The organism is Amycolatopsis sp. cmx-11-32 (assembly GCF_047608695.1).
Taxonomy (GTDB): Bacteria; Actinomycetota; Actinomycetes; order Mycobacteriales; family Pseudonocardiaceae; genus Amycolatopsis.
Genome location: NZ_JADNQN010000005.1, coordinates 558,544 through 581,891, shown reverse-complemented (window position 1 = coordinate 581,891; position 23,348 = coordinate 558,544). Strand labels below are relative to the sequence as shown.

Genomic DNA, 23,348 nt, shown 5'->3' with positions numbered 1-23,348 from the left:
GACCTCACGCCCGAAACGCACTCGTCGCTGTCCGTGCACGGTTCCCTGCGCCGAGCACCGCCCGAAACCCCCGGCCCGCTCATCGCCGAAGTCCTCAAGCGACAGTCGGAAGCCCTTGCGTGCCAACGAGAGCCCGCGAAATCCATTACCACGGGCATGATCACCGCGCGCACACCCCGCACCGCTTCCGTCACCCGAATGCCGCGCCGGTAACCTCCTTGGCTGTGTCGGTGCCTACTTCAGATCCCCGCAGCGGTCCCGCCGTCGAAAGCAGGTCCGGCGCGACGGCTGCCCAGGTTCCGGACAGCCCGGTCAAGGCCGTCGCCGCGCCTCCTCGTCCGGCCAGGATCGAGCCGATGCCGCTGGGCACGCTGCTCGCCAGGGCGGGCGCGCGGCTCGTGGTGGGTGGCGACGACTACCCGGCCGCGGCCGAGCTGACGGTCACGGGCAGCACGCTGCGCGCGCAGCACGTCCTCCCCGGCGACCTCTTCGCCGCGCTTCCCGGTGCCCGCGCCCACGGCGCGGACTTCAGCGACCAGGCCATCGCCGCCGGCGCGGCCGCCGTGCTCACCGACGAGGCCGGAGCCGAGCGCCCGGTGCTCCGCGACGCCGGCGTGCCGATCCTGGTGCACCCGGACCCACGGGCCGCCCTCGGTGAGATCGCGGCCTGGATCTACGGCGAGCCCTCGCTGGGGCTGTCCGTCCTCGGCATCACCGGGACGTCCGGCAAGACCACGACGTCGTACCTGGTCGACGCCGGGCTCAAAGCGGCCGGGCTCACCACCGGGCTGATCGGCACGGTCGAGACCAGGATCGCGGGCGAGCGGCTGGCCAGCGGGTTCACCACCCCCGAGGCGCCGGATCTGCAAGCGCTCCTCGCGGTGATGGTGGAGCGCGGGGTCACGCACGTCCCGATGGAGGTCTCCAGCCACGCCCTGTCGCTGGGCCGGGTCAACGGCACGCGGTTCGCGGTCGGGGCCTTCACCAACCTCTCCCAGGACCACCTGGACTTCCACAAGGACATGGAGGAGTACTTCGCCGCCAAGTCGCTGCTGTTCGACGGCCGCTCCACCGCCGAGGTGGTCGTCGTCGACAGCGCCTGGGGTCACGCACTCCTCACCCCGCACACGGTGACCGTCTCCACCGAGCCGGGATCGGACGCGCTGTGGCGCGCGACCGACCTGACGCCCACCCCGGCGGGGGAGCAGACGTTCACCCTCCACGGCCCCGACGGCCTCGCCACTTCGGCGAAGATCCCGCTGCCGGGTGAGTTCAACGTGGCGAACGCCGTGCTCGCGGCCGGGATCCTCAGCACCGCCGGTGTCCCGCTCGACGTCATCGTCGCCGGGCTCGCCTCGGTCGAGGTGCCGGGCCGGATGGAGCGGGTCTACCTCGGCCAGCCATTCACCGCTGTGGTCGACTACGCGCACAAGCCCGCCGCGGTCGCGCAGGGGCTCGACGCGCTGCGCGCCCGCACCGAGGGCCGGATCATCACCGTCCTCGGCTGCGGCGGCGACCGTGACACCGCGAAGCGCCCGGTGATGGGTGAGGCGGCGGTCCGGCGCAGCGAGGTGCTGATCGTGACCGACGACAACCCGCGTTCGGAGGATCCGGCCGCGATCCGGGCGGCGATGCTGGCCGGTGCCCGCAACGCCGGACCGGCGCTGGGCGGCGAGATCCTCGAGATCGCCGACCGTCGTGAGGCCATCGTCCACGCGGTCGAGCTGGCCCGGCCCGGCGACATCGTGCTCATCGCGGGCAAGGGCCACGAGACCGGCCAGGAGGTACAGGGTGTCGTGCACCCGTTCTCCGACCGGGACGAACTGGCTTCCGCCATCCGCAGACGTCTGGAGACAGAGTGATCGTGCTCAGCCTGGCCGAGATCGCCGCCATCGTCGGCGGCAGGCTGCATCGGACCGACGGCACCGCCGAGGTCACCGGAAGCGTCGAATTCGACACCCGCCAGGTCACGCCCGGCGGATTGTTCGTCGCCTTGCCCGGTGCGAAGGTCGACGGCCATGACTTCGCCGCGAAGGCCATCGAGTCCGGCGCCGTCGCGGTGCTCGCGGCCCGCGAGGTCGACACCCCGGCCGTGATCGTGCCGTCGCTGGACGCCGGTGTCGCGCACGAGCGGGCGTTCGCGCTGGTCTCGGACAAGGACGGTGCCGGTGCCGCGGTACTGGCCGCGCTGGCCAAACTCGCCCGGTACGTGATCGAGAAGCTGTCCGGGGACCACCTGACCGTCGTCGGTGTCACCGGCTCGTCGGGCAAGACCTCCACCAAGGACATCATCGCCCAGTTGCTGGAGCCGCTCGGCCCGACGGTCGCGCCGCCGGGGTCGTTCAACAACGAGCTGGGCCACCCCTGGACGGCGCTGCGGGCCGACGCCTCGACCCGGCAGCTGGTGCTGGAGCTGTCCGCCCGCGGGCCCGGCCACATCGCCGAGCTGGCGGCCATCGCGCCGCCGCGGATCGGGGTCGTGCTCAACGTCGGCACCGCGCACGTCGGCGAGTTCGGCTCGCGTGACGGCATCGCCAAGGGCAAGGGCGAACTCGTCGAGGCGCTGCCGAGCGCGGAAGACGGCGGTGTCGCGGTCCTGAACATCGACGACCCGCTGGTCGCGGCCATGGCGAGCCGCACGACCGCGCGGGTGGTCTTCGTCGGCGAGAGCGCGTCCGCGCAGGTCCGAGCAGTGGACATCACCCTCGACGGCGAAGCACGCGCGTCGTTCCGCCTGGTCACCCCGGACGGCGAAGCGCCGGTGAAGCTGCCGCTCTACGGCGAGCACCATGTCGGCAACGCGCTCAGCGCCGCCGCCGTGGCACTGGAAATGGGCTCCACGACCGAAGAGGTCGCCGCACTCCTGTCCGGTCTCGAGCGGCGCTCGGATCGCCGTATGGAGGTCACCACCCGCGCCGACGGCGTCACGGTGCTCAACGACTCGTTCAACGCCAGCCCCGAGTCGATGCGGGCCGCGCTCAAGGCACTCGCTTCGATGAGCGCGCAGCGCCGTTCCTGGGCCGTGCTCGGCGTGATGGGCGACCTCGGCGAAGACTCGGTGACGGCGCACGACGGCATCGGCAGGCTCGCCGTCCGGCTCAACATCGACAAGCTCGTGGTCATCGGACAGGCCGCCGCGGCCACGCACCAGGGCGCCCAGCAGGAGGGCTCCTGGGGCGAGGAGTCGGTACTGGTACCCGACGTCGAGGCCGCCATCGCCCTGCTGCATGATCAGCTCCGCGCGGGCGACGTGGTGCTGGTGAAGGCGTCCAAGGCCGCCGCGCTGTGGCGAGTGGCGGACGCCGTGCTCGCCTCCCCCGGAACGAACACTGAATCCCTTGCAGTACCCCCTTCCCCCTCTCAAGAACGCGCGAACGGTGGTGACGCGTGATCAGCATCCTGATCGCGGCCGCGGCGGGCCTGCTGGTCTCCATCCTCCTCACTCCCTATCTGATCCGGGTCTTCTCCCGGCAGGGCTTCGGCCAGGAGATCCGGGAGGAAGGACCGCAGGGACACAAATCCAAGCGCGGTACCCCGACGATGGGTGGTGTCGCGATCATCGTCGCGATGGTCGTCGGGTACTTCGTGGCTCATCTGATCAGTTCGCTCAGCGGCGGCAACGGCACCGGCGGCCCGTCCGCTTCGGGGCTGCTGGTCCTCGCACTGGCGGTGGGTCTCGGGATCGTCGGATTCCTCGACGACTTCATCAAGATCCGCAAACAGCGCAACCTCGGGCTGAACAAGACCGCGAAACTGGTCGGCCAGCTGGTGGTCACGATCGGCTTCGCGATCCTGGCACTGCAGTTCGCCGACGAGCGCGGGCTGACCCCGGCGTCGGAGAGCCTGTCCTACGTGCGAGACCTCGCGCTGATCACCTTCCCGTCGGTGTTCTTCGTGATCTTCTGCTACATCGTCATCTCGGGCTGGTCGAACGCGGTGAACTTCACCGACGGTCTCGACGGTCTCGCCGGCGGCACCGCGGCGATGGTGCTGGCGACCTACGTCGTCATCGCCTTCTGGCAGACCCGCCTCTCATGCGCGGTCACCCCGCAGGCCGCCTGCTACGACGTCCGTGACCCGCTGGACCTGGCCGTGGTGGCCGCCGCGGCGACCGGCGCCTGTGTCGGGTTCCTCTGGTGGAACGCGGCCCCGGCGAAGATCTTCATGGGTGACACCGGATCGCTGGCCCTCGGTGGTCTCGTCGCCGGTCTGTCGATGACCACCCGCACCGAACTGCTCGCCATCGTCATCGGCGGTTTGTTCATGGTCGAGATGATCTCGGTGGTCGCGCAGATCGCGGTGTTCCGCACGACCCGGCGACGGCTGTTCCGGATGGCCCCGTTCCATCACCACTTCGAACTGGCGGGCTGGGCGGAGACCACGGTCATCATCCGGTTCTGGCTGCTCTCGGCCATCTGCTGCATGTTCGGTCTCGGCCTGTTCTACAGCGAACAGCTCGGTCTCGGGGGTTAAGCGGTGGAGCTCGCCGGTCGTCACGTCCTCGTCGCCGGTGCCGGGATCACCGGCAAGTCGATCATCCCCGTCCTGCTGGACCAGGGCGCGCGGATCACCGTCACCGTCACCGACGGCGACGCCGAACGGCTGGCGGAGCTTGAAGGTCTCGGCGCCGAGCTGGTGCCGGGTCTTTCGACGCCGCCCGAAGGTGTCGAGCTGGTCGTGACCAGCCCCGGCTGGCGGCCGTCGTCGCCGTTGCTGGTGGCGGCGGCCGAAGCGGGGATCGAGGTGATCGGCGACGTCGAGTTGGCCTGGCGCGTCGGGCAGCTGCGTGACAAGCCCCCGGTCTGGCTCGCGATCACCGGGACCAACGGCAAGACCACCACGGTCGGGATGCTGGAGTCGATCCTGCGCGCCGCCGGAGTCGACGCCGTGGCCTGCGGAAACGTCGGCTTCGCGGTGCTGGACGCGGTCCGGGCCGGGCACGAGGTGCTCGCCGTGGAGTTGTCGAGCTACCAGCTGCACTGGTCGTCCACGCTGGCCCCGCACGCCTCGGTGGTGCTGAACCTGGCCGAGGATCACCTCGACTGGCACGGCTCGATGGAGGAGTACGCCGCCGCGAAGGGACGTGTCCACGCCCGTTCGCGGAACGTGGTGCACAACCTCCAGGAGGAGTGGTCCGCCCGGCTCGCCGACGAGCACGCGCCCGCGGACGCCCGCCGGGTCGCCTTCGGCATGGACACCCCGCGCCCCGGTGAACTCGGGATCGTGGAGGACCTGCTGGTCGACCGCGCCTTCGTCGCCGACCCGGCGACCAGCGCCGACGAACTCGGCACGCTGGCCGACGTCCGTCCCGCCGGCCCGCACAACGTCTCCAACGCGCTCGCCGCGGCCGCGCTGGCCCGCGCGTACGGCGTCAGCGGCGAGGACGTCGCCAAGGGCCTGCGCGAGTACCGGCCTGCCCCCCACCGGGCCGAGGAGATCGGCGAGATCGACGGCGTCCGGTACATCAACGACTCCAAGGCGACCAACCCGCACGCGGCGAGTGGTTCGCTGCGCGCGCATCTGAACGTCGTCTGGATCGCCGGTGGCCAGCTCAAGGGCACTTCCGTGGACGAACTGGTCGCCTCGATCGCCGGCAGGCTGCGCGGGGTCGTGCTGTTCGGCGTCGATTCGCCCGTGATCGCCGCCGCTGTTGCGCGACACGCGCCGGATGTCCCGGTCAACAGCCTCCGTCCGGGTGACGATGACCTCATGACTGCGGCGGTGAAGGCGGCCCGCGCCCTGGCGCGCCCCGGAGATGTGGTGCTGCTGGCCCCCGCCGCGGCGTCGTTGGACATGTTCTCGAGCTACGGCGAGCGCGGCGACGCGTTCGCGAGCGCGGTCCGTGTCCTGCGCGACGGTGCGGGGGAGACCAGTGACGGCGGTTGAGGAAAAAAAGCGCGAGCCTGCCCCTCGGCAGCGCAAGTCTCGTGAGGGCCGCGAACGCAAGGAAAGCCCGTTCGTCGCCTTCCGCACCGCGCTGACGGCGTGGCTTTCGCGGCCGCTCGCCTCGTTCCACCTGGTACTGGCGCTCACCGGCGTGCTGACCGTGATCGGCGCCGTGATGGTGCTGTCCGCCTCGTCGGTCGCCTCGTACGACCCGAAGACCGGCACCGGCGTGTACGCGCAGTTCAGCAAGCACATCATGTTCGTCGCGATCGGCGCGGTGGTGTTCTGGGTCGGGCTGCGGATCCCGCTGGAACGTGTCCGTCGGCTGTCGGCGACGGCGACCGTGGTCTGCCTCGGGCTGCTCGTACTGGTGCTGACCCCGCTCGGGTCCACGGTCAACGGCTCGCAGGGCTGGTTCAGGCTCGGCGGGTTCGCGTTCCAGCCGGTCGAGGCCGCCAAAGTCGCGCTGGCCTTCTGGGGCGCGCACATCCTGGTGATCAAGTACAACATCATCAACCAGTGGCGGCATCTGCTCGTCCCGGTCGTGCCGATCGCACTGCTGATGTTCGCGCTGGTCATGATGCAGCCCGACCTCGGCGGCACGGTCACCCTCGCGGTGGTGCTGCTGGCCCTGTTGTGGTTCGCGGGCGCGCCGAAACGGCTGTTCGGCGTCATCCTCGCGGGTGGTCTCGCCGGGGTGCTGGTGCTGGCCATCATCGCCCCGTACCGGCTCAGGCGGGTCATGTCGTTCGTCTCCGGCGACCCGGACACCAGCGCGGACGGTTTCCAGGCCAACCAGGCGAAACTCGCGCTCGCCGACGGCGGGATGTTCGGCAAGGGCCTCGGCCAGGGCCAATCCAACTGGGGCTACCTGCCGAACGTGCAGAACGACTTCATCTTCGCCCTGATCGGCGAGGAACTCGGCTTCATCGGCTGCGCGGTGGTGCTCGGGCTGTTCGCCGGGGTCGCCATCGTGGGCCTGCGGATCGCCACCCGCAACCTCGACCCGTGGATCCGGATCGTCGCCGGCACGCTGACCGTTTTCCTGGTCGCGCAGGCAGGTATCAACATCGGGTACGTCGTCGGCCTGCTGCCGGTCACCGGGGTCACGCTGCCGTTGATCTCCTACGGCGGGACGTCGCTGGTGATCACCATGCTCATCATGGGGATCCTCGCCAACGCCGCCCGGCACGAACCGGAGGCGGTGGCCGCACTGCGTTCGCAGGGGCCGGGTAAATTCGGACGCCTGCTGAGGCTTCCCGCGCCCGAGCCGTACCGCCCGCCCGCCAAGCGCAAGGGCACCGCGGCCAGGAGCGTCGCCGCCAAGGCGGCGAGGCCCGCGCCGAGGACGGCGAGGCCGTCGCCCGCCCAGGAGCGGCGCCGCTCGGTACGGGAACCCGGCAGAAGGACGGCCGCGCGAACGGCAGCGAACCGCGGTACCGCGAAAAGGGGTACCGCAAACCGGAGAGGTCATAGGTGAACAACCCCGTTAAGGGAGCCGAGAGATCCGCCGCGGGCAAGGCGCCGGTGGTCGTGGTCGCCGGCGGCGGCACCGCAGGACACATCGAGCCGGCACTCGCGCTCGCCGACGCGGTGATGCGCCTGCGTCCCGACGCGAAGGTGATCGCGCTCGGGACCGAGCGCGGACTGGAGAACAAGCTCGTCCCGGCGCGCGGCTACCCGCTGGAGCTGATCCCGCCGGTGCCGATGCCGCGCAAGCCGACGCCTGAGCTGCTGAAAATGCCGATGAAGGTCCGCGACTCGGTCAAGCGCACCCGGGAGATCCTGGAGCGGGTCGGCGCGGACGTCGTCGTCGGCTTCGGTGGTTACGTCGCGCTCCCGGCCTATCTCGCCGCGCGCGGGCGCACGCCGATCGTGGTGCACGAGGCCAACGAGAAGCCGGGCCTGGCGAACAAGGTCGGCGCGCGGTTCGCCGTTCGCGTCGCCGTCGCCGTCCCGGGGACACCGCTGGCGAAGGCCGAGGTCGTCGGCATCCCGCTGCGCCGTTCCATCACTTCGCTCGACCGGCCCGCGCTGCGCGCCGAAGCCCGCGAATTCTTCGGGCTCGACCCCGACGCCCCGACGCTGCTGGTCTTCGGTGGCTCGCAGGGCGCGGTGTCGATCAACGGCGCGGTCTCCGGCGCGGCCAAGGAGTTCGCGGACGCCGGTGTCGGTGTCCTGCACGCCCACGGGCCGAAGAACACACTGGTCGTCCAGGAGTTTCCAGGGAAGCCCGCCTACGTCCCGGTGCCTTACCTGGAGCGCATGGACCTGGCCTACGCCGCCGCCGACGCGGTGCTGTGCCGCTCCGGCGCGATGACCGTCGCCGAGGTCTCCGCCGTCGGCCTGCCCGCGGTGTTCGTCCCGCTGCCGTACGGCAACGGTGAACAGGCGGTCAACGCCCGGCCCGCGGTCGACGCGGGCGCCGGGCTGATGGTCGCCGACGCCGACCTCACCGCCGCCAAGGTTGCGGAACTGGTGATCCCGCTGGTCTCCGACCCCGGCCGGATCGCGAAGATGAGTGCTGCCGCGGTCGGTCTCGGCCACCGAGAGGCCGACGAGATCCTTGCCAAGATCGTGCTGGAGGCCGCCGGTGCCTGACACTGGGTTTGATCAAGAGCTGCCCGAAACGCTCAGGCGTGCCCATCTGATCGGGATCGGCGGCGCCGGGATGAGCGGTATCGCCCGCATCCTGCTGGCCCGCGGGGTCCAGGTCTCCGGTTCCGACGCCAAGGAGTCGCGCGCTTTCCTGTCGCTGCGTGCCCAGGGCGCCGAGATCGCCGTCGGCCAGCGCGCCGAGAACCTCGACGCTTTCCCCGAAGGCCCGTCCTCGGTGATCGTGTCGACCGCGATCAAGGAGACCAACCCGGAACTGGCGGCCGCGCGGGAACGCGGGATCACCGTGCTGCACCGCGCGCAGGCGCTGGCCGGGCTGATGGAGGGCCACCGCGTCGCGTGCATCGCCGGGACACACGGCAAAACGTCGACGACGTCGATGCTGACCGTCGCGCTGATGCACTGCCACCTCGACCCGTCGTTCGCCATCGGCGGTGACCTCAACGAGTCGGGCGCGAACGCGCACCACGGCGAGGGCGGCGTCTTCGTCGCCGAGGCCGACGAGAGCGACGGGTCGTTCCTGGCCTATTCGCCGTCGGTCGCCGTGGTCACCAACGTCGAGCCGGACCACCTGGACCACCACGGCACGGCCGAGGCGTACGTCTCGGTGTTCACCGACTTCCTCGGCCGGATCGAGCCGGGCGGGCTGCTCATCGTCTGCGGTGACGACGAGGGCGCCGACAGGCTGGGCACGCAGGCGGAGGAACGCGGCATCCGCGTCCGCCGCTACGGGCGTTCGGTCACCGGCGCGGACGACGCCAAGGTGCTGGACTTCGCACCGGCCCCCGACGGCGGTTTCGTGCGGATTTCTTTGCAGGGCAAGGAGATCGACCTCCGCGTCGCGGTGCCGGGCGAACATATGGCGCTGAACGCGATCGCCGCGCTGCTGGCCGGGATCGAGCTGGGCGCGCCCGCCGAAAAACTGGCCGAAGGGCTCGCCGCGTTCGGCGGCGTCCGGCGGCGGTTCGAGTTCAAGGGCCGCTCGGGCGACGTCCGGGTGTACGACGACTACGCGCACCACCCGACCGAGGTCGACGCGCAGCTGCGCGCGGTGCGGACGGCTGCCGGGTCGGGGCGGGTCATCGTGGTCTTCCAGCCGCACCTGTACTCGCGCACCAAGACGTTCTCGAAGGAGTTCGCCGCCGCGCTGTCGCTGGCCGACGAGGTCGTCGTGCTGGACGTCTTCGGTGCCCGCGAGAAACCGGAACCCGGCGTGAGCGGCGCGCTCATCGCCGATCAGATCTCCGGCGTCACCGTGCACTACCAGCCCGCGTTCGACGTCGCGGCGAAGCTCGCGGCGGACCTGGTCAAACCCGGCGACCTGCTGGTGACCATGGGCGCGGGCGACGTCACGCAGCTCGGCCCGGAGATCCTGGCCGAGCTGGACCGGCGGGCGGGCTAGCCATGACGCAGACCGGGGAACGCCGCCGCCCGGCCGAACCCGGTCGGCGTCCGAGCAGGGACCGGGTTCACCGGGCTAACCGGGCTCAACAGGCGAAGGCCCGGCGCGGCAAGCGGTCCGTCCAGGACCGCCGCCGCACCACCCGGCCGGTCAAGCGCAGGGAGATGCGGCGGCGCTGGGTCGCGCTGCTTTCGGTGCTGACCGTCGTCGCCGTCGTCTACCTGCTGTGGTTCAGCTCGATGCTGGGCGTGCGGCAGGTGGACGTCGCCGGGGCGAATTCCGTGCCCGCGGACCAGATCCGCGCCGCGGCGGCGGTGCCGGACCAGAAACCGATGCTGCGCCTGGACACCGACGACATCCGCGACCGGGTGGCGCAGATGCCCGGCATCGCCACCGTCGACGTCTCCCGGTCCTGGCCGGGCACACTCGAGATCACCGTGACCGAACGCGCCGCGATCGCGTTCTTCGACAGCGGGCCCGGCGGCGACGGCGTGCACCTCGTCGACGGTGGGGGAGTGGTGTTCAAGACCGTCAAGGAGCGGCCCACGGGGTTGCCCGAGCTGAAGCTGCCCTTGGTGTCGGCCGACGACCCGGTGACCCGCGCGGTGACCGGCGTCCTCGGCGTGATCCCGCAGCAGTTGTCGAAGCAGGTCACCACCGCGACGGCGAAGACGCCCGGCAGCGTCGAGTTCGCGCTGGCCGACGGGAAGACGGTGCGCTGGGGGACCTCGGCCGACACCGAACGCAAGGCGAAGGTCCTCGCCGCGCTTCTCACCCGCGAAGGGAAGGTCTTCGACGTCTCGGCACCCGACCTGCCCACCGTCTCCTGACACGTTTCGTCCTCTAGTTGCGGTAGTTCGCGCTGCCAACTACCGCAACTAGAGGACGAAACGCGAGGGAGGGGGTCAGGGGGTGACCAGGGTTTCGATGCCGTCCAGCATGCGCTCCAAGCCGAACGTGAAGGTCTCATCGGCGGCTTCGCAGGTGTCCGAGTCGTAACCCCCGCTTTCCCATATCCGGGTCATTCCCGGATGCCGCTCCACGTCGAAGTACTTCTCCCAGAACACCGACCGCTGCACCCACCAGGCATCGGTCGACTGCCCGGTCCGCCGCTCGACCTGGGCGGTCTCGGCCGAAAACGCCGCGTTCGCCTGGACGTAGATTTCGATGCTGTTGGCGGCCGCGGCCGCCTCGCGCGGCGCCAGCCCGATGTCCGACACGGCCGCGATCAGGTACTCCTGGCCAGCCATCAGCCCCGGTCCGAGCACCGGCCGCACCATCGACGTCGAGCGCAGCCACGGATGCGCCCGGAACACGGCCAGGGTGCGCTCGGCGTAGAGCCGCACCTGTTCGCGCCAGCCGTCCGGCCGGGGATCACCGGGGCCGGGGAGGTCACGCTCGGCGAGCACCGAGTCCACCATGAGGTCGAGCAGTTCCGTCTTGCCGGGGACGTAGGTGTAGAGCGTCATCGTGCCGGCGCCGAGTTCCTTGGCGATCTGGCTCATCGACACGGTCGCCTCACCCGCGCCGTCGGCGAGCGCGACGGCGGTGGAGATCACCTGGTCGAGGGTCAGTTTCGGCTTCCGACCCCTGGTCGGCTGCCGGGCGTCGCCACGGTCACGCCACAACAGATCGAGACTGCGCTCGAAGTCCATCCACACTCCACTCGGCCGCGTAGCTGGATTCTACATTCTCGTATGAGGTACGGTTAAACCATATCCGTAGGACGTACGAAAAGGAGTGGGGAATCGTGACGATCCTGGTGACCGGCGCGACCGGCAGTGTCGGCAGGCTGCTGGTCGACGAACTGGTGCGGGCCGGAGCGCCGGTGCGGGCGCTGACCGTCAACCCGGTGAAGGCGGCACTTCCGGAGCAGGTGGAGGTCGCCAAGGGCTACCTTGGCAAGCCGGAGACGCTGCCTGAAGCCCTGAAGGGCATCGAGACCGTGTACCTGGCGCCGCTGGCGGACACGGTGGACGACTTCGTGAAGCTGGCGAAGGAAGCGGGAGTGCGCCGAGTGGTGGCGCTTTCGGGCAACAACGCCGACGACCCGGCGGAGAACTCGAGCGGTGTGGCCTACGCGATCGTCGAGAAGGCGGTCCGCGAGGCGGGCTTCGACTGGACGTTCCTGCGGCCGGGCGCGTTCATGAACAACACCCTCGGCTGGGCGGGGACGATCAAGTCCGAACGCGTGGTCCGCGAGGCCTACGCCGAAGCGCGGATGACGCCGATCGACCTCGGGGACATCGCCGCCGTCGCGGCACACGTCATCCTGACCGAAGGGCACGTCGGCAAGAAGCACACCCTGAGCGGGCCGACGGCGATCAGCCAGCGCGAACAGGTCGCCGCCATCTCGGCCGCGCTCGGCGAGGAGGTCACTTTCCAGGAGCTCACCCGGGAGGAGGCGAACAAGCAGTGGGCCGACGCCGGGATTCCGCCGGAGATCTCCGAGTGGCTGCTCGACGGCTTCGCGTACTTCACCGAGAACCCCGACACGCCGACGGGCGTCGTCGAGGAACTCACCGGACGGCCCGGTGTCAGCTACGCGGAGTGGGCCGTGGCGAACGTCGAAGCCTTCCGCTGAAGTCGAGGCCCTGATACCGAGCTGGCCGTTTCGCGTGATTGGCTGGACGGCACGGGTGAGCCGATGGACGACACGCGTGACGGGATGGACGGCACGTGCGCGGCCGGGTTACGCAGCGAGTCGTCCCGCTGGTCACGCGAAACCGTCGGCGGCGCACCGCGGTAGGTACCTAAGACACCCTTGGCCCTCTCGAATCACCACTCACGAGGCCTTTGGCTGAACGCTCAGCGTGCCCGGCGGGGGAGGCGGGTCGGCAGCGGCGCACCCCGCCGTGGCCGGTCCGCCGTCGCCGAAGCGGGTGGCTGGGGTGGCGGGGAAGATCGTTGCGGCTGGGGCAGCGGAGGCGGCGCCTGCGACTCACGGGGCCAAGCGGGGGTGATCATCGCCTGCGCCCCGACCCGGCGGACCGGCAGCCCGTGCGCCTCGCGGGCGGGCAGGCCGGGCCAGATCTCACCCGCCTCCTTGGCGGCGTTGCGGATCGCGGTGCCTTCGAGCGAGGTGTGCGTCTCCTCGATGTCGCGGTCGAGCCACTGGACGACGAACTCCAGCGGCCCGGCGGGCGGCAGCGGCCACAAGAAGATCTCGTGGTCGACGTGGAACGACGTACCGCTCAGCCCTTGCGCGCGCAGCACCGGCTGGTCCGGTTTCGACGCGGACGGCACGGAGATGGTCTCCGAACTGGCCCGGCGGCCGTCGGGGAAGAGCACCCCGACGAGCAGCGCGTTGTAGTCCGGGACCCGGCGGTGGTCGATCAGGCCTTCGCCGGGATCGCCGGGAAGGAGGTCCCGCGAGTACACCGACAGCTGGAAGGACACCGCCTCCGGCCACACCTCGATGCCGCGCAGCGCCACGATGGTTCGTTCGGCGCGGCCGAGCGGCATCGACCAGGGCAGGATCGCCGGGACGATGTGCTCGTGCGGCGAGTCGACCCAGGGGCGGCCGTTGTAGCCGAACAGTTCCTGCTCCGGCACCGGGAACAGGGGACGGCTGCGCGGGCCGGCCGTGAAGAAGCTCATCGCGGATCGAATGGGGCGAACCTGGCTGACACGCCACTCACGCCGTCAAAGACCACCATGCGCTTCACGGTATCCGATGACCGGCCCGGTACTGAACGGTTTCAGTGCACCTTTCGCGTCACCCGAAGCCCCTGAGCCGCACTTTCGTGCCCTTCGGCACCTTGGTGCCCGGCTGCGGATCCTGCTGCAGGACGAAGTCGAAACCACCGTTTCCGCCGCCGTGGCCGTTGCCGTTTCCGCGACCCTCACGGTCGGCTTCCAGGCCCGCCTGGCGCAGGATCTGGATCGCCTCTTCCATCCGCTTGAAGGTCACGTTCGGTACTTCGACGGCGTTCGAAACGAAAACTCCGATCCGGCGGTTGCTCGCCTTGCCGCCGCCCTTCGGATCGGTGCGGGTCACCTGGCCGGCGGCGAGCTGGTCGGAGAACTCCTCGCCAGCCTGGAACGGCTGGAAACCCGCCTGCTGCAGCAGCGCGAACGCGGCGTCCTTGGCCTGGCCCGTGACGTCCGGGACCGGCGGCAGCGGCTCGGGACCCTTGGACAGGACGATGGTGACCTGCCCGCCGATGTTCAGCTGCGAACCGGGACTCGGGTCGACACGGATCACCTTGTTCTTGGCGACGTCGCTGAACTCCTGCTCACCCTGGACCGGGGTGAGCTGCGCGGCCTTGATCGCCGTTTCCGCGTCCTGCTGGCTCGTCCCGGCCTGGATGTCCGGCACGATCGGGCGGCCCTTGGACAGCACGACGTCGACCGTGGCGCCCGGCGCGAGCGAGGTGCCCGCCGCGGGGTCGGACCGGATCACCGTGTGCTGCGCGGCGGTGTCGCTGTACTCCTCGGTGTAGACGGGGGTCAGCTTCGCCGACCGGAGCGCGTCACCGGCGGCGGCCTGGTTCATCCCGGCCAGTTTCGGCACGGACGACGAGGTCGGGCCGGTGTCGTTGAGGATGAACGCGAACGCGCCGATCAGGCCGCCGATGATCACCACCGCGGCCGCGATCATCAGGTAGAGACGCTTGCGCGACCGCGGCTGGTCGTCGTTTGCGGTCGGTTGGGGACGAGGGGGAGGCGTCCGGGGCGGCTGGGCGGCGGGCACCTGTGGTTCCCGGTGCAGCGCCTGCGTTCCGCGCGGCCCGGTGACCGGCATGGTCGCCTCGGTGACCGGCGTCAGCACCGCGGTCGCCAAGGCGGAATTCACCGCCGGGACGGCCGGGATACCGGGGGTGGTGCGCTCCGCGTCGGTCTCCCGGTCGGCGTCCGGCGGCAGCGGCACGGGCACCGGGACCGCCGGGATGCCGAGGACGGTGCGCAGGTGGTGCAGCTCGGCGAGGAACACCGCGGCGTCGGCCGGGCGCAGCTCGGGGTCGCGGCGGGTGGCGCGCAGGATCAGCTCGTCCAGTTGCGGCGGGATCCCCGGCCGCAGTTCGCTCGGGCGCGGGACGTCGTCGTTGACGTGCCGGTACGCCACCGAGATGGCGGTGTCGCCGGTGTAGGGCGCGCGCCCGGTGAGCATTTCGTACAGCAGGATCCCGGCCGAGTAGACGTCGCCGCGCGAGGTGGTCGCGCCGGTGGCGACCTGTTCGGGCGAGACGTAGGCGACCGTGCCGAGGATGACGCTCGAACTCGTGGTGCCCGCGCTCGCGATCGCGCGGACCAGGCCGAAGTCGCCCACCTTGACCACGCCGCCCGAAAGCGCGGTGCCGCCGCGGCCGATGAGGATGTTCTCCGGTTTGACGTCGCGGTGCACCAGTCCGGCGGCGTGCGCCGCGGCCAGCGCGGACAGCACCGGCTCGGTGATGCTCAGCGCGAGCGGGACGTCCAGCGGGCCGCGTTCGGAGAGCAGCTCGCGCAGGGTCCCGCCGTCGACGAGCTCCATGACCAGGAACGCACGGCCGGATTCCTCCCCGCCAGGGGTGTCGAAGCCCTGGTCGTGCACGGCCACCACGTGCGGGTGGTGCAGCCGGGCCGCCGAGCGGGCCTCCCGTTCGAAGCGCTCGACGAACGACCTGTCGTCGGCGAAGCGCGGGTCCATGATCTTGATGGCGACCTGGCGGTCCAAGCGGGTATCGACGCCGCGGTACACCGACGACATCCCACCGCGTGCGAGCAGCTTGTCCACCCGGTAGCGGCCCTCGAGCAGAGTGCCCACCAGAGTGGGGTCCGTGCGTGTCACGGTCATGGATCGTACGGAGGTGCCCATGTTCTGGTGTACGGGACCTGGCTCACCTGGGATCACGATTTCGGCTATTTCCTCGAATCAGCGGTATGCGTGATCGTATGGATACTCTCCGTCATGTCCACGCCGTCACCCATGCGTCCCAGCGGAGCGATAGACGGAATGTGGCACAGTGTCACCTGTGAGTGGGATTCCCGTCGCCGACGACGTTCTCGGTGCAGATGTGGCCGTTCTTCCGCTTCCGGAGGTCGCGACCGCGCTGAACATTTCGGCCAACAAGGTGCGCCAGATGCTACGTGACGGTCATCTGATCGCCGTCCGGCGCAAGGGTGAGCTATACGTCCCGGCCGCGTTCCTGGTGAAGGACGGCGTGGTCAAGGGCCTGGCGGGCACCATCACCGTGCTCGCGGACTCCGGCTTCAGCAGGACGGAGATGCTGCGCTGGCTTTTCGCCGAGGATGAGACCCTGCCGGGAGCCACCCCGGTCAACGCGCTTCGCACCAGCCATGGCACCGAGGTCAAGCGGCGCGCGCAGTCGATGGCATTCTAGACGTCCTGAACAGGACATACGTCGCGGCGGCGAGCAACTGGCAGCCCGCCGCGGCACCCAGTGCGGTGGTTACGGAGAGTGCGCTCAACAGTCCCGCGGCCGCGGCACCCGTCGCGAGTCCGTGATCTTCACGCTCGCCGCCGTCGCGAAAACCTGGGCTCGCACTTCCGCGGGCGCTTCGCGATGCCGGATGGCGAAGAGCGCCGAAAGCTGCGGTCCTTCGGCGAACCCGGCGAGTAGGGCCGCGGCTGTCAGGGTCACCACGTCGGGTCCGGCGGCCGTGAGCAGGAAGCGCAGGTAGGCAACCCGGAACGCTATGAACGGGACTTTCATCGCAAAATCTGCACTGAAAGTCCCGTTCGTCACACGTGAAACGGATTCAGCTCTGCTTGTCCCGCCACTGGATCCAGGACCGCAGCTTGTCGAGGTTGAAGTCCGGCCCGCCGGTCGCCACGGTGAACAGCGAGACACCCTGCTCCAGCAGCTTCGGACCCAGCTCCTCGGGCTCGCCCTCGACGGCGACCGAACGCTCGATCTCCTTCGGGTCCCGGCCGACGTCGGCGCAGTGTCGGTCGAGGATCTTGACCTTCCGCTCGACGACCTCCGGGTCGCCGAAGCCGTGCCAGATATCGGCGTGCTTCGCGACCAGGCGAAGCGTCTTCTTCTCGCCGCCGCCACCGATCAGGACCGGGATCTTGCGGACCGGCTGCGGGTTCAGCTTCCCGAGCCTGCTCTCGATCCGGGGGAGTGCCTCGGCGAGGTTGTCGAGCCGCCCGCCGGCGGTGCCGAATTCGTAGCCGTACTCGTCGTAGTCCTTCTCGAACCACCCGGAGCCGATGCCGAGGATCAGCCGTCCGTCGGAGATGTTGTCGACGGTGCGGGCCATATCGGCCAGCAGTTCGGGATTGCGGTAGCTGTTGCACGTCACCAGCGCGCCGATCTCGACCCGTGACGTGGATTCCGCCCAGGCGCCCAGCATGGTCCAGCACTCGTAGTGCAGGCCCTCGGGCTCACCGTACAGCGGATAGAAGTGGTCCCAGTTGAACACGATGTCCACACCGAGGTCTTCGGCCTCCGAAGCCGCCCGGCGGATCGCCTTGTACTCGGCGTGCTGCGGCTGCAGCTGGACGCCGATCCGGATCTTCCTGTTCGAAGCAGTGGTCATGTTCGCACCTTAAGCCTGGAGTTGCTCCACGCGCTCGTCAGTAACTTCGCCCACGCGACGGCCGCGCGACGACGGCGAGGGACGACCGCGCGGGTGTTCAGCACGTCGTAACCGAGGGCCACGATCTCGTCGAGGATGCCCTCGTAGAGCACGAGCGCGGTCCGCACGCAGTCCCGGGATTCCTCGCGCAGCAACGGGATTCCCGCTTCGGCCCGGCGGTACACCGCCCGGTTGCGCGCCACCGCCACGGCGAGCGCGCGCCGTACCCGCCGGTCCGGCAGGCCGCGGGCACGTGACCATGCGAGCAGTTCGCGGTCGACGCCGAACGCGGCCAGTTCCTCGGTGGGCAGGTACAGCCGCCCCCGGTCGAGGTCCTCGCCGACGTCGCGCAGGAAGTTGGTCAGCTGGAACGCCTCGCCCAGCGCGGCGGCACCGGGTTCGGCGTCGGGGATCGGGACGACGGTACCGAAGACCGGCAGCATCTGCAGGCCGATCACCTCGGCCGAACCGTGGATGTAGTCCTTGAGGTCGGCGTAGGTCGCGTATTCGGTGACCTTGAGGTCCATCGCCATCGATCGCAGGAACGCGTCGAACAGGTCGCGGTCCAGGTCGTGGCGCCGCACGGTGTCGGCGAGCGCGGCCAGCACCGGATCGGCGGGCGTGCCGCCGTCGAAGACCTGCCCGACCAGTCCGGCGACCTCGTCGAGCGCGAACGCCGGATCGGTGCCGGGCGTGGGATTGTCGACCAGTTCGTCCGCCATCCGCGCGAAGCCGTACAGCGCGTGCGCGAACGGCCGTGTCCGCGACGGCAGCAGCCGGGTCGCGAGGAAGAAGGTGCGGCCGTAGCGGGCGTTGATGCGGCGGCATTCGGTGTACGCCGCCCGTAACGCCGGCTGGGTGATGCCCGCGGCGTCGAGTTCCTTCATCGGCCGGTGACCCTTCCCGCCGCGAGTCTGCCGGAGATCACCACCGGCGGGATGCCGACGCCCGGTGTGGTCCCGCAGCCGGCCAGCACGACGTTCTCCGCCGCCCGCATCAGGTTTCCCGGCCGGAACGGGCCGGTCTGGGCGAAGGTGTGCGCGAGCGAGAACGGGGTTCCCGCGGTGAGGCCGCGCTCCGCCCAGCCCGCCGGAGTGATCGTCTCGTCGATGGCGAAGTCGTCCGCGAACCCGGTGAGGCCGCGTTTTTCCAGTGTCCGCAGGAGTTCCGTCCGATAAGCGGGCCCGACCCTGCCCCAGTCGATCTTGCCGCGGCGCAGGTTCGGCGCCGGGGCCAGCACCGAGATCACCTGGTCGCCGCCGGGGGCGAGCCCCGGTTCGGTCGCGGTCGGCCGAGTCACCAGCAGTGACGGATCGCTCATCAGCCTGCCCTCGCGGATGATCTCCGAAAACGTCTTTTCCCAGGCGTGGCCGAAGAAAATGGTGTGGTGGCCCAGTTCCGGCCAAATTTTCGGCGTATGTCCGTGCAGCACGACAGCCGACGGCGAGTACCGCAGCGGCAGCGGACGCCGGGGACGGGCGCCGAGCAGCCGGTACGCGGTGCCGAGTTCGGTCGTGAGAACCACGGTGTCGCAAGGGATCCGCTCACCGGAGCGGGTTCGCACCGCGCGCACCCGCGAGGAAACCCTTTCCAGCCAAGCGGCTTCGGTGCCGAATCGCAGTTCCGCGCCCGCTCGTTCGGCCGCGCTCGTCATCGCCCGCGCGATCGCGCCCATCCCACCCGTCGGGTAGTAGACCCCGCCGACGGTGTCCATGAAGGAGATGACGCCGTACGCGCCGATCGCGCGCGCCGGGTCGAGTCCCGCGTAGAGCGCTTGGAAGGAGAACAGGCGACGCACCCGGTCGTCGCGCAGGAAGCCGCCGATCTTCGGGCCGAGCCGTCCGAAACCGCCCAGTGCGGCCAATTTCGCCAGCTCCGGGCGGACGAGGTCGAGCGGGGAGTCGAAGTTCGCGCCGATGAAATGGTCCTTCTGCACCGCGTACAACTCGGTGAGCCAACGCCGCAGACGACGGTAACCCTCGGCCTCGGCCGGGCCCGCGACCGCGCGGATCTCGGCCTCCATCGCCACCGCCTCGGTGTGCACGGCGATCGTGCTGCCGTCGGCGAACCGCGCGCGATAGGCCGGGTCGAGCCGGGTCAGCGTCAGGTTGTCCGCCAGGGATTCGCCGACCGCCGCGAAGGCCTCGTCGAGCAGCTCCGGCATGGTCAGCACACTGGCACCGGTGTCGACGGTATTGCCGCCGAAATCCGCCTGGCCGGCACGGCCGCCGGGAGTCTTGTCCTGCTCCAGCAGAGTCACCCGGCGTCCGGCGCCGAGCAGGTGCAGCGTCGCCGACAGCCCGGCGAGCCCGCCACCGATCACCACCACGTGGTCACTCGGACCGGTGACGGTGCGCATCAGTACGTCCGCTGGGTCGCCTTGACGACCAGCCCGGTCAACGCGGCAGGGGCGGGCTCGGCCAGATGAGCGCGGTCCAGCGCCGCCATCGCGGACTCGGTGAGCTCGTCGATGCGGCGTTCCACCGCGTCGACGGCGCCGACGTCCTGCAGTGCCTCGCGCACGGTCTCGACGGCGTCTTCGGACAGGTGCGCGTCGCCGATGGCGTCGGAGATGACCCGTGCCGCGGCGTTCTTGCCCTGCTCCGCGGCTCGCTGCAGACCCAGTGCGACCAGCAGCGTCCGCTTGCCTTCGCGCAGATCGTCGCCGGCCGGTTTCCCGGTGACCGACGGGTCGCCGAACACGCCGAGCAGATCGTCCCGCAGCTGGAACGCCACGCCGACCTCGTCACCGAACTCGCGCAGCGTCGCGATCAAGGCGTCGTCGGCGCCACCGAGTGCGGCACCGAGGTGAAGCGGGCGCATGACGGTGTACGCGGCCGTCTTGAGCTTGCAGATGTGCAGCGCCGCCTCGGGGGAGGCGTCGCCGGTGGCCTGGGTGCGGACGTCGAGGTACTGCCCGGCGAGCACCTCGGTGCGCATCGCGCGCCACGCGGGCCGCGCCGCCGCGAGGGCCGCGGGCGGGAGCGGGGCCTCGCCGAACATGTCGTCGGCCCAGGCCAGCGCGAGGTCGCCTACCAGGACGGCGGTCGCGAGCCCGAACGTGCTCGGCGAACCCAGCCAGCCGCTGTCGGCGTGGAGCTTGGCGCCCGCGATGTGCACCGTCGGCGAACCGCGGCGCGAATCGGAGGAGTCGATGAGGTCGTCGTGGATCAGCGCGCATGCCTGGATCAGCTCCAGGCTGGCCACCGCCTGCAGCACGCCTTCGACGTCCGGCCCCGCCGGATCGCCGCCCGCGCCACGCCAGCCCCACCAGGCGAACGTCGGGCGCAGGCGTTTGCCGCCGCCCAGCACGAACCCGGCCAGAGCGTCGATCCCGACTCCGACGGTCGGTTCGGTGCGGCGGATTTCGGCACCGGCGCGCTCCAGGAACCCGGCCAGCGCCCGCTCGACGTTGGCGGGCAGATCGGCGTCGTAGGCGGACGTGTCCATGAGCACATCCTCCGGGAAGGACACCGCCGTTACCCAGTCGGGTGCCTCCGAATGTGGCGAACGAGACGTCACCCCCTCACCGCAATTAGTCCTCTAGTTGCGGTAGTTGCACGCGCATGGACCGCAACTAGAGGACTAATTGCGGGTGATGTCAGGCGCGACCTTTGTCGTAGTGGCGCTTCGCCCGCGCCCGGTTCCCGCAGTCCGACGAACTGCACCAGCGCCGCGACCGGTTGCGCGTGTGGTCGGTGAAGATCCAGCCGCATCCCGGCCCCTCGCATTCCCGGATCCGTTCGAAGTCCCCGGATCGCAGCAACTCCTCGCCCGCCAGCGCGAGAAAGTGCGGCAACGCGGCGGCGTTCACCAGCGGGACCGTCCAGCGCAGCGGCAAGGACGGCGCGAGTTCGGCGTGCCGGTACGCGGAGACCAGCGTCTTCCGCAGCGCCTCGACGTCCGGTGGGTCCGACACGAGCACCCGATAAAGCGTTTCGCGGAACGTCTTCACCGTCTCCAGGACGGCCTCGGAGATCTCCAGCCGCTGGTCGCCCGCGCCGACCAGGACGACCCACTCGGACAGCCGCACCGGATCGGAAAGCCGGTCGTCCCGCCTGGCCGGATCGCGCCGCCAGGAAACGGTGTTGACCAGGTCCAACGGCACGCTCCCGCCGATGCTGTCGTACCCGTCCCAGTGGCGGTCCACGAAGCCTCCTAATGGTCAAACTCAGTTTAGCTTGTTAGAGTCGAGGCATGACAACGCTCCGGCGGCCCTATCTGGCCGGCGTCCGAGTCGGCCTCGGGCTGGGTGTCGCGACCTTCGTCCTCGGTATCACCTTCGGCGCCTACAGCCAGACTCTGAACTGGGGGATCGCGGCCCCGATCGTCGCGTCGATCATCGTGTTCTCCGGCTCGGCCCAGTTCGCGATGGCCACCGCGCTGGCGGGCGGCGGCAACCTCGCCGTCGCGGTCGGCGCCGCGGCCCTGATCAACGCCCGTTTCCTGCCGATGGGCGTCGCCGTCGCCAAGGACCTGCGCGGAGGTCGCCCGCGCCGCGCGTGGGAGGGGCAGGCCGTCGTCGACGGTTCCTGGGTGGCCGCCCATCTCGGCGAAGGGCGCTTCGACCGAGAGAAACTCATCGGCTGCACGCTCGTCCAGTTACCCGCGTGGGTGCTGGGCACGGTGCTCGGTGTCCTCGCCGCCCCGTCGCCGGACATCATCGCGCGCTTCGGGCTCGACGTCGTGTTCCCCGGCTTCTTCCTGGTCCTGCTCATCGATGAACTGCGCCGTTCCCGCGAGGCGGTCTGGACGGCGGCGCTCGCCGCCTGTCTGGCCGGGGTCCTGGTGCTGTTCGTCCCGGTCGGGCTCGCACTGATCGGCGCTTCGGCAGCCGCCATCGTGGGTTTGGGGGCCCGGCGATGACACTTTGGATCGCCATCGTCGCCGTCGCGCTGATCAGCGTCGGGTTCAAGGCGGCGGGCCCGGCCCTGCTCGGCGACCGGGAACTGCCGCCCCGCTTGGCGGGCGTGATCGCGCTGCTCGCGCCCGCACTGCTGGCCGGTCTGGTGCTCACCGACGTCACCGGCCAGGCCTGGACCGGGGTCGACTGGACGCTCTGCGCCGGACTGGCCGCCATCGCGGTGACCTACGTGCTGCGCGTACCGGTGCTCGCCGCGATCCTCTGCGGGGTCGTCGTCACCGCCGCGCTGCGCTTCCTGATCTAGCTCCAGAACGGTCCGGACAACCCGGCCCGCTGGAAGTACGCGGCCGCCGCGGCCGGATCGCGTCGCTGGTAGCCATGCTCGAGCCTGCCCTCGTACCAACCGGCCGCGAGCCGCCACAGCGTCGCGAGATCCAGGACGTATCCCTTGTTCTGTCCCGTTTCGGTGAGCCAACCATCCACACAGGACTCGCCGCAGAACAACCGCTGGTTGCCGCAGGTGTGCACGACGTCGTCCCACATCCGCGCCGCCGGGACCAGGAAGTGGGCGACCAGTTCACCCTTCGGTGGGGTCTGGTCGTTCACCATCAGTGCCTGTGGTTCGCCACAACCACGGCAGCGGGTGGACACCAGCACCTCGGGTTCGGCCTTGACCAGATGCGGGATCGCGAACGCGTCCCACGCGCAGCCGCCCCACCAGAGCGTCCGTTCGCCCATCACGGAGAACCCCAGCGGGATCGCCGCGAACGGATGCGCCATCGTGACGTGCTCGCGAGCGTCGAGCACCAAATGCCGCTGCTCCGCGAGCCGGTGCAGCGCCTGTTTCGCCACCGCGAGCGACCCGTGGGCGGCGTCGGCCAGCTCCGGCGCCGTCGGCGGCCTCCCGCGCTCGGCGAACGCGCGGTAGACCGCGACGCGGACGTCTTCGTCCCAGCTGATGTCGTCTTCGGCGCTCATGGCTCCTGAGTCTCCCCAGGCGGGCGCCGCTCGGCAACCGCTCGCGAGTGGCTCGAGCCGCCGTCCATTGCC

Annotated in this window: 22 protein-coding genes; 12 read left to right on the top strand and 10 right to left on the bottom strand. The window is 70.3% G+C overall.

Going from position 1 to position 23,348, the window contains the following annotated elements; all coding sequences use genetic code 11:
* Window positions 1-356: 356 nt before the first annotated feature.
* The 8 genes from ACM6LR_RS18950 to ACM6LR_RS18915 are packed head-to-tail and all read left to right on the top strand — an operon-like array spanning window position 357 to window position 10,734.
* Complete coding sequence (locus tag ACM6LR_RS18950) at window positions 357-1,862, top strand: UDP-N-acetylmuramoyl-L-alanyl-D-glutamate--2,6-diaminopimelate ligase (protein WP_414937934.1); 1,506 nt, start codon at window positions 357-359, stop codon at window positions 1,860-1,862.
* On the top strand, window positions 1,859-3,391 hold the full coding sequence (locus tag ACM6LR_RS18945; protein WP_414937264.1) for a UDP-N-acetylmuramoyl-tripeptide--D-alanyl-D-alanine ligase: 1,533 nt from the start codon (window positions 1,859-1,861) through the stop codon (window positions 3,389-3,391). Before ACM6LR_RS18950 ends, ACM6LR_RS18945 begins: the two co-directional genes overlap by 4 nt.
* On the top strand, window positions 3,388-4,473 hold the full coding sequence (gene mraY / locus ACM6LR_RS18940) for a phospho-N-acetylmuramoyl-pentapeptide-transferase (RefSeq protein WP_076154832.1): 1,086 nt from the start codon (window positions 3,388-3,390) through the stop codon (window positions 4,471-4,473). The genes ACM6LR_RS18945 and mraY overlap by 4 nt, the downstream gene beginning before the upstream one ends.
* Window positions 4,474-4,476: 3 nt before the next feature.
* Entirely contained in the window at window positions 4,477-5,886 is a 1,410-nt protein-coding gene (gene murD / locus ACM6LR_RS18935) for a UDP-N-acetylmuramoyl-L-alanine--D-glutamate ligase (protein WP_414944202.1), read from the top strand.
* Entirely contained in the window at window positions 5,873-7,366 is a 1,494-nt protein-coding gene (gene ftsW / locus ACM6LR_RS18930; RefSeq protein ID WP_414937266.1) for a putative lipid II flippase FtsW, read from the top strand. The genes murD and ftsW overlap by 14 nt, the downstream gene beginning before the upstream one ends.
* Window positions 7,363-8,487, top strand: coding sequence for an undecaprenyldiphospho-muramoylpentapeptide beta-N-acetylglucosaminyltransferase (murG, locus tag ACM6LR_RS18925; RefSeq protein WP_414937267.1), 1,125 nt, complete (start codon window positions 7,363-7,365; stop codon window positions 8,485-8,487). Before ftsW ends, murG begins: the two co-directional genes overlap by 4 nt.
* Window positions 8,480-9,904, top strand: a complete 1,425-nt coding sequence (gene murC, locus ACM6LR_RS18920) for a UDP-N-acetylmuramate--L-alanine ligase (RefSeq protein WP_414937268.1) — start codon at window positions 8,480-8,482, stop codon at window positions 9,902-9,904. The genes murG and murC overlap by 8 nt, the downstream gene beginning before the upstream one ends.
* A 2-nt stretch (window positions 9,905-9,906) precedes the next feature.
* Complete coding sequence (locus tag ACM6LR_RS18915; RefSeq protein WP_414944201.1) at window positions 9,907-10,734, top strand: cell division protein FtsQ/DivIB; 828 nt, start codon at window positions 9,907-9,909, stop codon at window positions 10,732-10,734.
* A gap of 75 nt (window positions 10,735-10,809) precedes the next feature.
* On the opposite strand, the gene ACM6LR_RS18910 is transcribed toward ACM6LR_RS18915, so the two are convergent.
* Window positions 10,810-11,559, bottom strand: a complete 750-nt coding sequence (locus ACM6LR_RS18910) for a TetR/AcrR family transcriptional regulator C-terminal domain-containing protein (protein ID WP_414944200.1) — start codon at window positions 11,557-11,559, stop codon at window positions 10,810-10,812.
* A 95-nt stretch (window positions 11,560-11,654) separates the two neighbouring features.
* Here ACM6LR_RS18910 and ACM6LR_RS18905 point away from each other — a divergent pair, with 95 nt between their 5' ends.
* Window positions 11,655-12,488 (top strand): NAD(P)H-binding protein, encoded by an 834-nt coding sequence (locus tag ACM6LR_RS18905; protein ID WP_414937271.1) that lies wholly within the window; start codon window positions 11,655-11,657, stop codon window positions 12,486-12,488.
* 224 nt (window positions 12,489-12,712) lie between these two features.
* Here ACM6LR_RS18905 and ACM6LR_RS18900 read toward each other — a convergent pair whose 3' ends face one another.
* A complete protein-coding gene (locus tag ACM6LR_RS18900) occupies window positions 12,713-13,504 on the bottom strand; it encodes a hypothetical protein (protein ID WP_414937272.1) in 792 nt (263 codons plus the stop codon).
* A gap of 118 nt (window positions 13,505-13,622) precedes the next feature.
* Window positions 13,623-15,677 (bottom strand): PASTA domain-containing protein, encoded by a 2,055-nt coding sequence (locus ACM6LR_RS18895; RefSeq protein ID WP_414937273.1) that lies wholly within the window; start codon window positions 15,675-15,677, stop codon window positions 13,623-13,625.
* Window positions 15,678-15,861: 184 nt separating this feature from the next.
* On the opposite strand from ACM6LR_RS18895, the gene ACM6LR_RS18890 reads away from it, so the two are divergent.
* The gene (locus ACM6LR_RS18890; protein WP_414937274.1) at window positions 15,862-16,230 is read left to right on the top strand and encodes an Rv2175c family DNA-binding protein; all 369 of its coding nucleotides are present in this window, start codon (window positions 15,862-15,864) and stop codon (window positions 16,228-16,230) included.
* A gap of 84 nt (window positions 16,231-16,314) precedes the next feature.
* Here ACM6LR_RS18890 and ACM6LR_RS18885 read toward each other — a convergent pair whose 3' ends face one another.
* From ACM6LR_RS18885 to ACM6LR_RS18860, 6 genes are all read right to left on the bottom strand, one after another.
* Entirely contained in the window at window positions 16,315-16,563 is a 249-nt protein-coding gene (locus ACM6LR_RS18885; protein ID WP_414937275.1) for a hypothetical protein, read from the bottom strand.
* Between the two features lie 46 nt (window positions 16,564-16,609).
* The gene (locus ACM6LR_RS18880) at window positions 16,610-17,395 is read right to left on the bottom strand and encodes an LLM class F420-dependent oxidoreductase (protein ID WP_414944199.1); all 786 of its coding nucleotides are present in this window, start codon (window positions 17,393-17,395) and stop codon (window positions 16,610-16,612) included.
* Window positions 17,392-18,321 carry a phytoene/squalene synthase family protein gene (locus ACM6LR_RS18875; protein ID WP_414937277.1) on the bottom strand — a complete coding sequence of 310 codons (930 nt, stop codon included), beginning with the start codon at window positions 18,319-18,321 and terminating at the stop codon, window positions 17,392-17,394. Before ACM6LR_RS18875 ends, ACM6LR_RS18880 begins: the two co-directional genes overlap by 4 nt.
* Window positions 18,318-19,793: a phytoene desaturase family protein gene (gene crtI / locus ACM6LR_RS18870; protein WP_414944198.1), complete on the bottom strand. Its 1,476-nt coding sequence runs from the start codon at window positions 19,791-19,793 to the stop codon at window positions 18,318-18,320. The genes ACM6LR_RS18875 and crtI overlap by 4 nt, the downstream gene beginning before the upstream one ends.
* Window positions 19,793-20,884, bottom strand: a complete 1,092-nt coding sequence (locus tag ACM6LR_RS18865) for a polyprenyl synthetase family protein (RefSeq protein WP_414937279.1) — start codon at window positions 20,882-20,884, stop codon at window positions 19,793-19,795. Before ACM6LR_RS18865 ends, crtI begins: the two co-directional genes overlap by 1 nt.
* 151 nt (window positions 20,885-21,035) lie before the next feature.
* A complete protein-coding gene (locus ACM6LR_RS18860; protein ID WP_414937280.1) occupies window positions 21,036-21,584 on the bottom strand; it encodes a CGNR zinc finger domain-containing protein in 549 nt (182 codons plus the stop codon).
* A gap of 47 nt (window positions 21,585-21,631) precedes the next feature.
* Between ACM6LR_RS18860 and ACM6LR_RS18855 the strand changes: the two genes are divergently transcribed.
* The gene (locus tag ACM6LR_RS18855; protein WP_414937281.1) at window positions 21,632-22,300 is read left to right on the top strand and encodes an AzlC family ABC transporter permease; all 669 of its coding nucleotides are present in this window, start codon (window positions 21,632-21,634) and stop codon (window positions 22,298-22,300) included.
* Window positions 22,297-22,602, top strand: a complete 306-nt coding sequence (locus ACM6LR_RS18850) for an AzlD domain-containing protein (RefSeq protein WP_414937282.1) — start codon at window positions 22,297-22,299, stop codon at window positions 22,600-22,602. Before ACM6LR_RS18855 ends, ACM6LR_RS18850 begins: the two co-directional genes overlap by 4 nt.
* Here the strand turns inward: ACM6LR_RS18850 and merB are convergent.
* Window positions 22,599-23,276 (bottom strand): organomercurial lyase, encoded by a 678-nt coding sequence (gene merB, locus ACM6LR_RS18845; RefSeq protein ID WP_414944197.1) that lies wholly within the window; start codon window positions 23,274-23,276, stop codon window positions 22,599-22,601. The genes ACM6LR_RS18850 and merB overlap by 4 nt on opposite strands.
* Window positions 23,277-23,348 lie beyond the last annotated feature (72 nt).

Bases quoted from the DNA above. Each gene is read 5' to 3' on its own strand.
- ACM6LR_RS18950 (WP_414937934.1), top strand. From the start codon at position 357: ATGCCGCTGGGCACGCTGCTCGCCAGGGCGGGCGCGCGGCTCGTGGTG.
- ACM6LR_RS18915 (WP_414944201.1), top strand. From the start codon at position 9,907: ATGACGCAGACCGGGGAACGCCGCCGCCCGGCCGAACCCGGTCGGCGT.
- ACM6LR_RS18910 (WP_414944200.1), bottom strand. From the start codon at position 11,559: ATGGACTTCGAGCGCAGTCTCGATCTGTTGTGGCGTGACCGTGGCGAC.
- ACM6LR_RS18900 (WP_414937272.1), bottom strand. From the start codon at position 13,504: ATGAGCTTCTTCACGGCCGGCCCGCGCAGCCGTCCCCTGTTCCCGGTG.
- ACM6LR_RS18885 (WP_414937275.1), bottom strand. From the start codon at position 16,563: ATGAAAGTCCCGTTCATAGCGTTCCGGGTTGCCTACCTGCGCTTCCTG.
- ACM6LR_RS18880 (WP_414944199.1), bottom strand. From the start codon at position 17,395: ATGACCACTGCTTCGAACAGGAAGATCCGGATCGGCGTCCAGCTGCAG.
- ACM6LR_RS18875 (WP_414937277.1), bottom strand. From the start codon at position 18,321: ATGAAGGAACTCGACGCCGCGGGCATCACCCAGCCGGCGTTACGGGCG.
- crtI (WP_414944198.1), bottom strand. From the start codon at position 19,793: ATGCGCACCGTCACCGGTCCGAGTGACCACGTGGTGGTGATCGGTGGC.
- ACM6LR_RS18865 (WP_414937279.1), bottom strand. From the start codon at position 20,884: ATGGACACGTCCGCCTACGACGCCGATCTGCCCGCCAACGTCGAGCGG.
- ACM6LR_RS18855 (WP_414937281.1), top strand. From the start codon at position 21,632: ATGACAACGCTCCGGCGGCCCTATCTGGCCGGCGTCCGAGTCGGCCTC.
- ACM6LR_RS18850 (WP_414937282.1), top strand. From the start codon at position 22,297: ATGACACTTTGGATCGCCATCGTCGCCGTCGCGCTGATCAGCGTCGGG.
- merB (WP_414944197.1), bottom strand. From the start codon at position 23,276: ATGAGCGCCGAAGACGACATCAGCTGGGACGAAGACGTCCGCGTCGCG.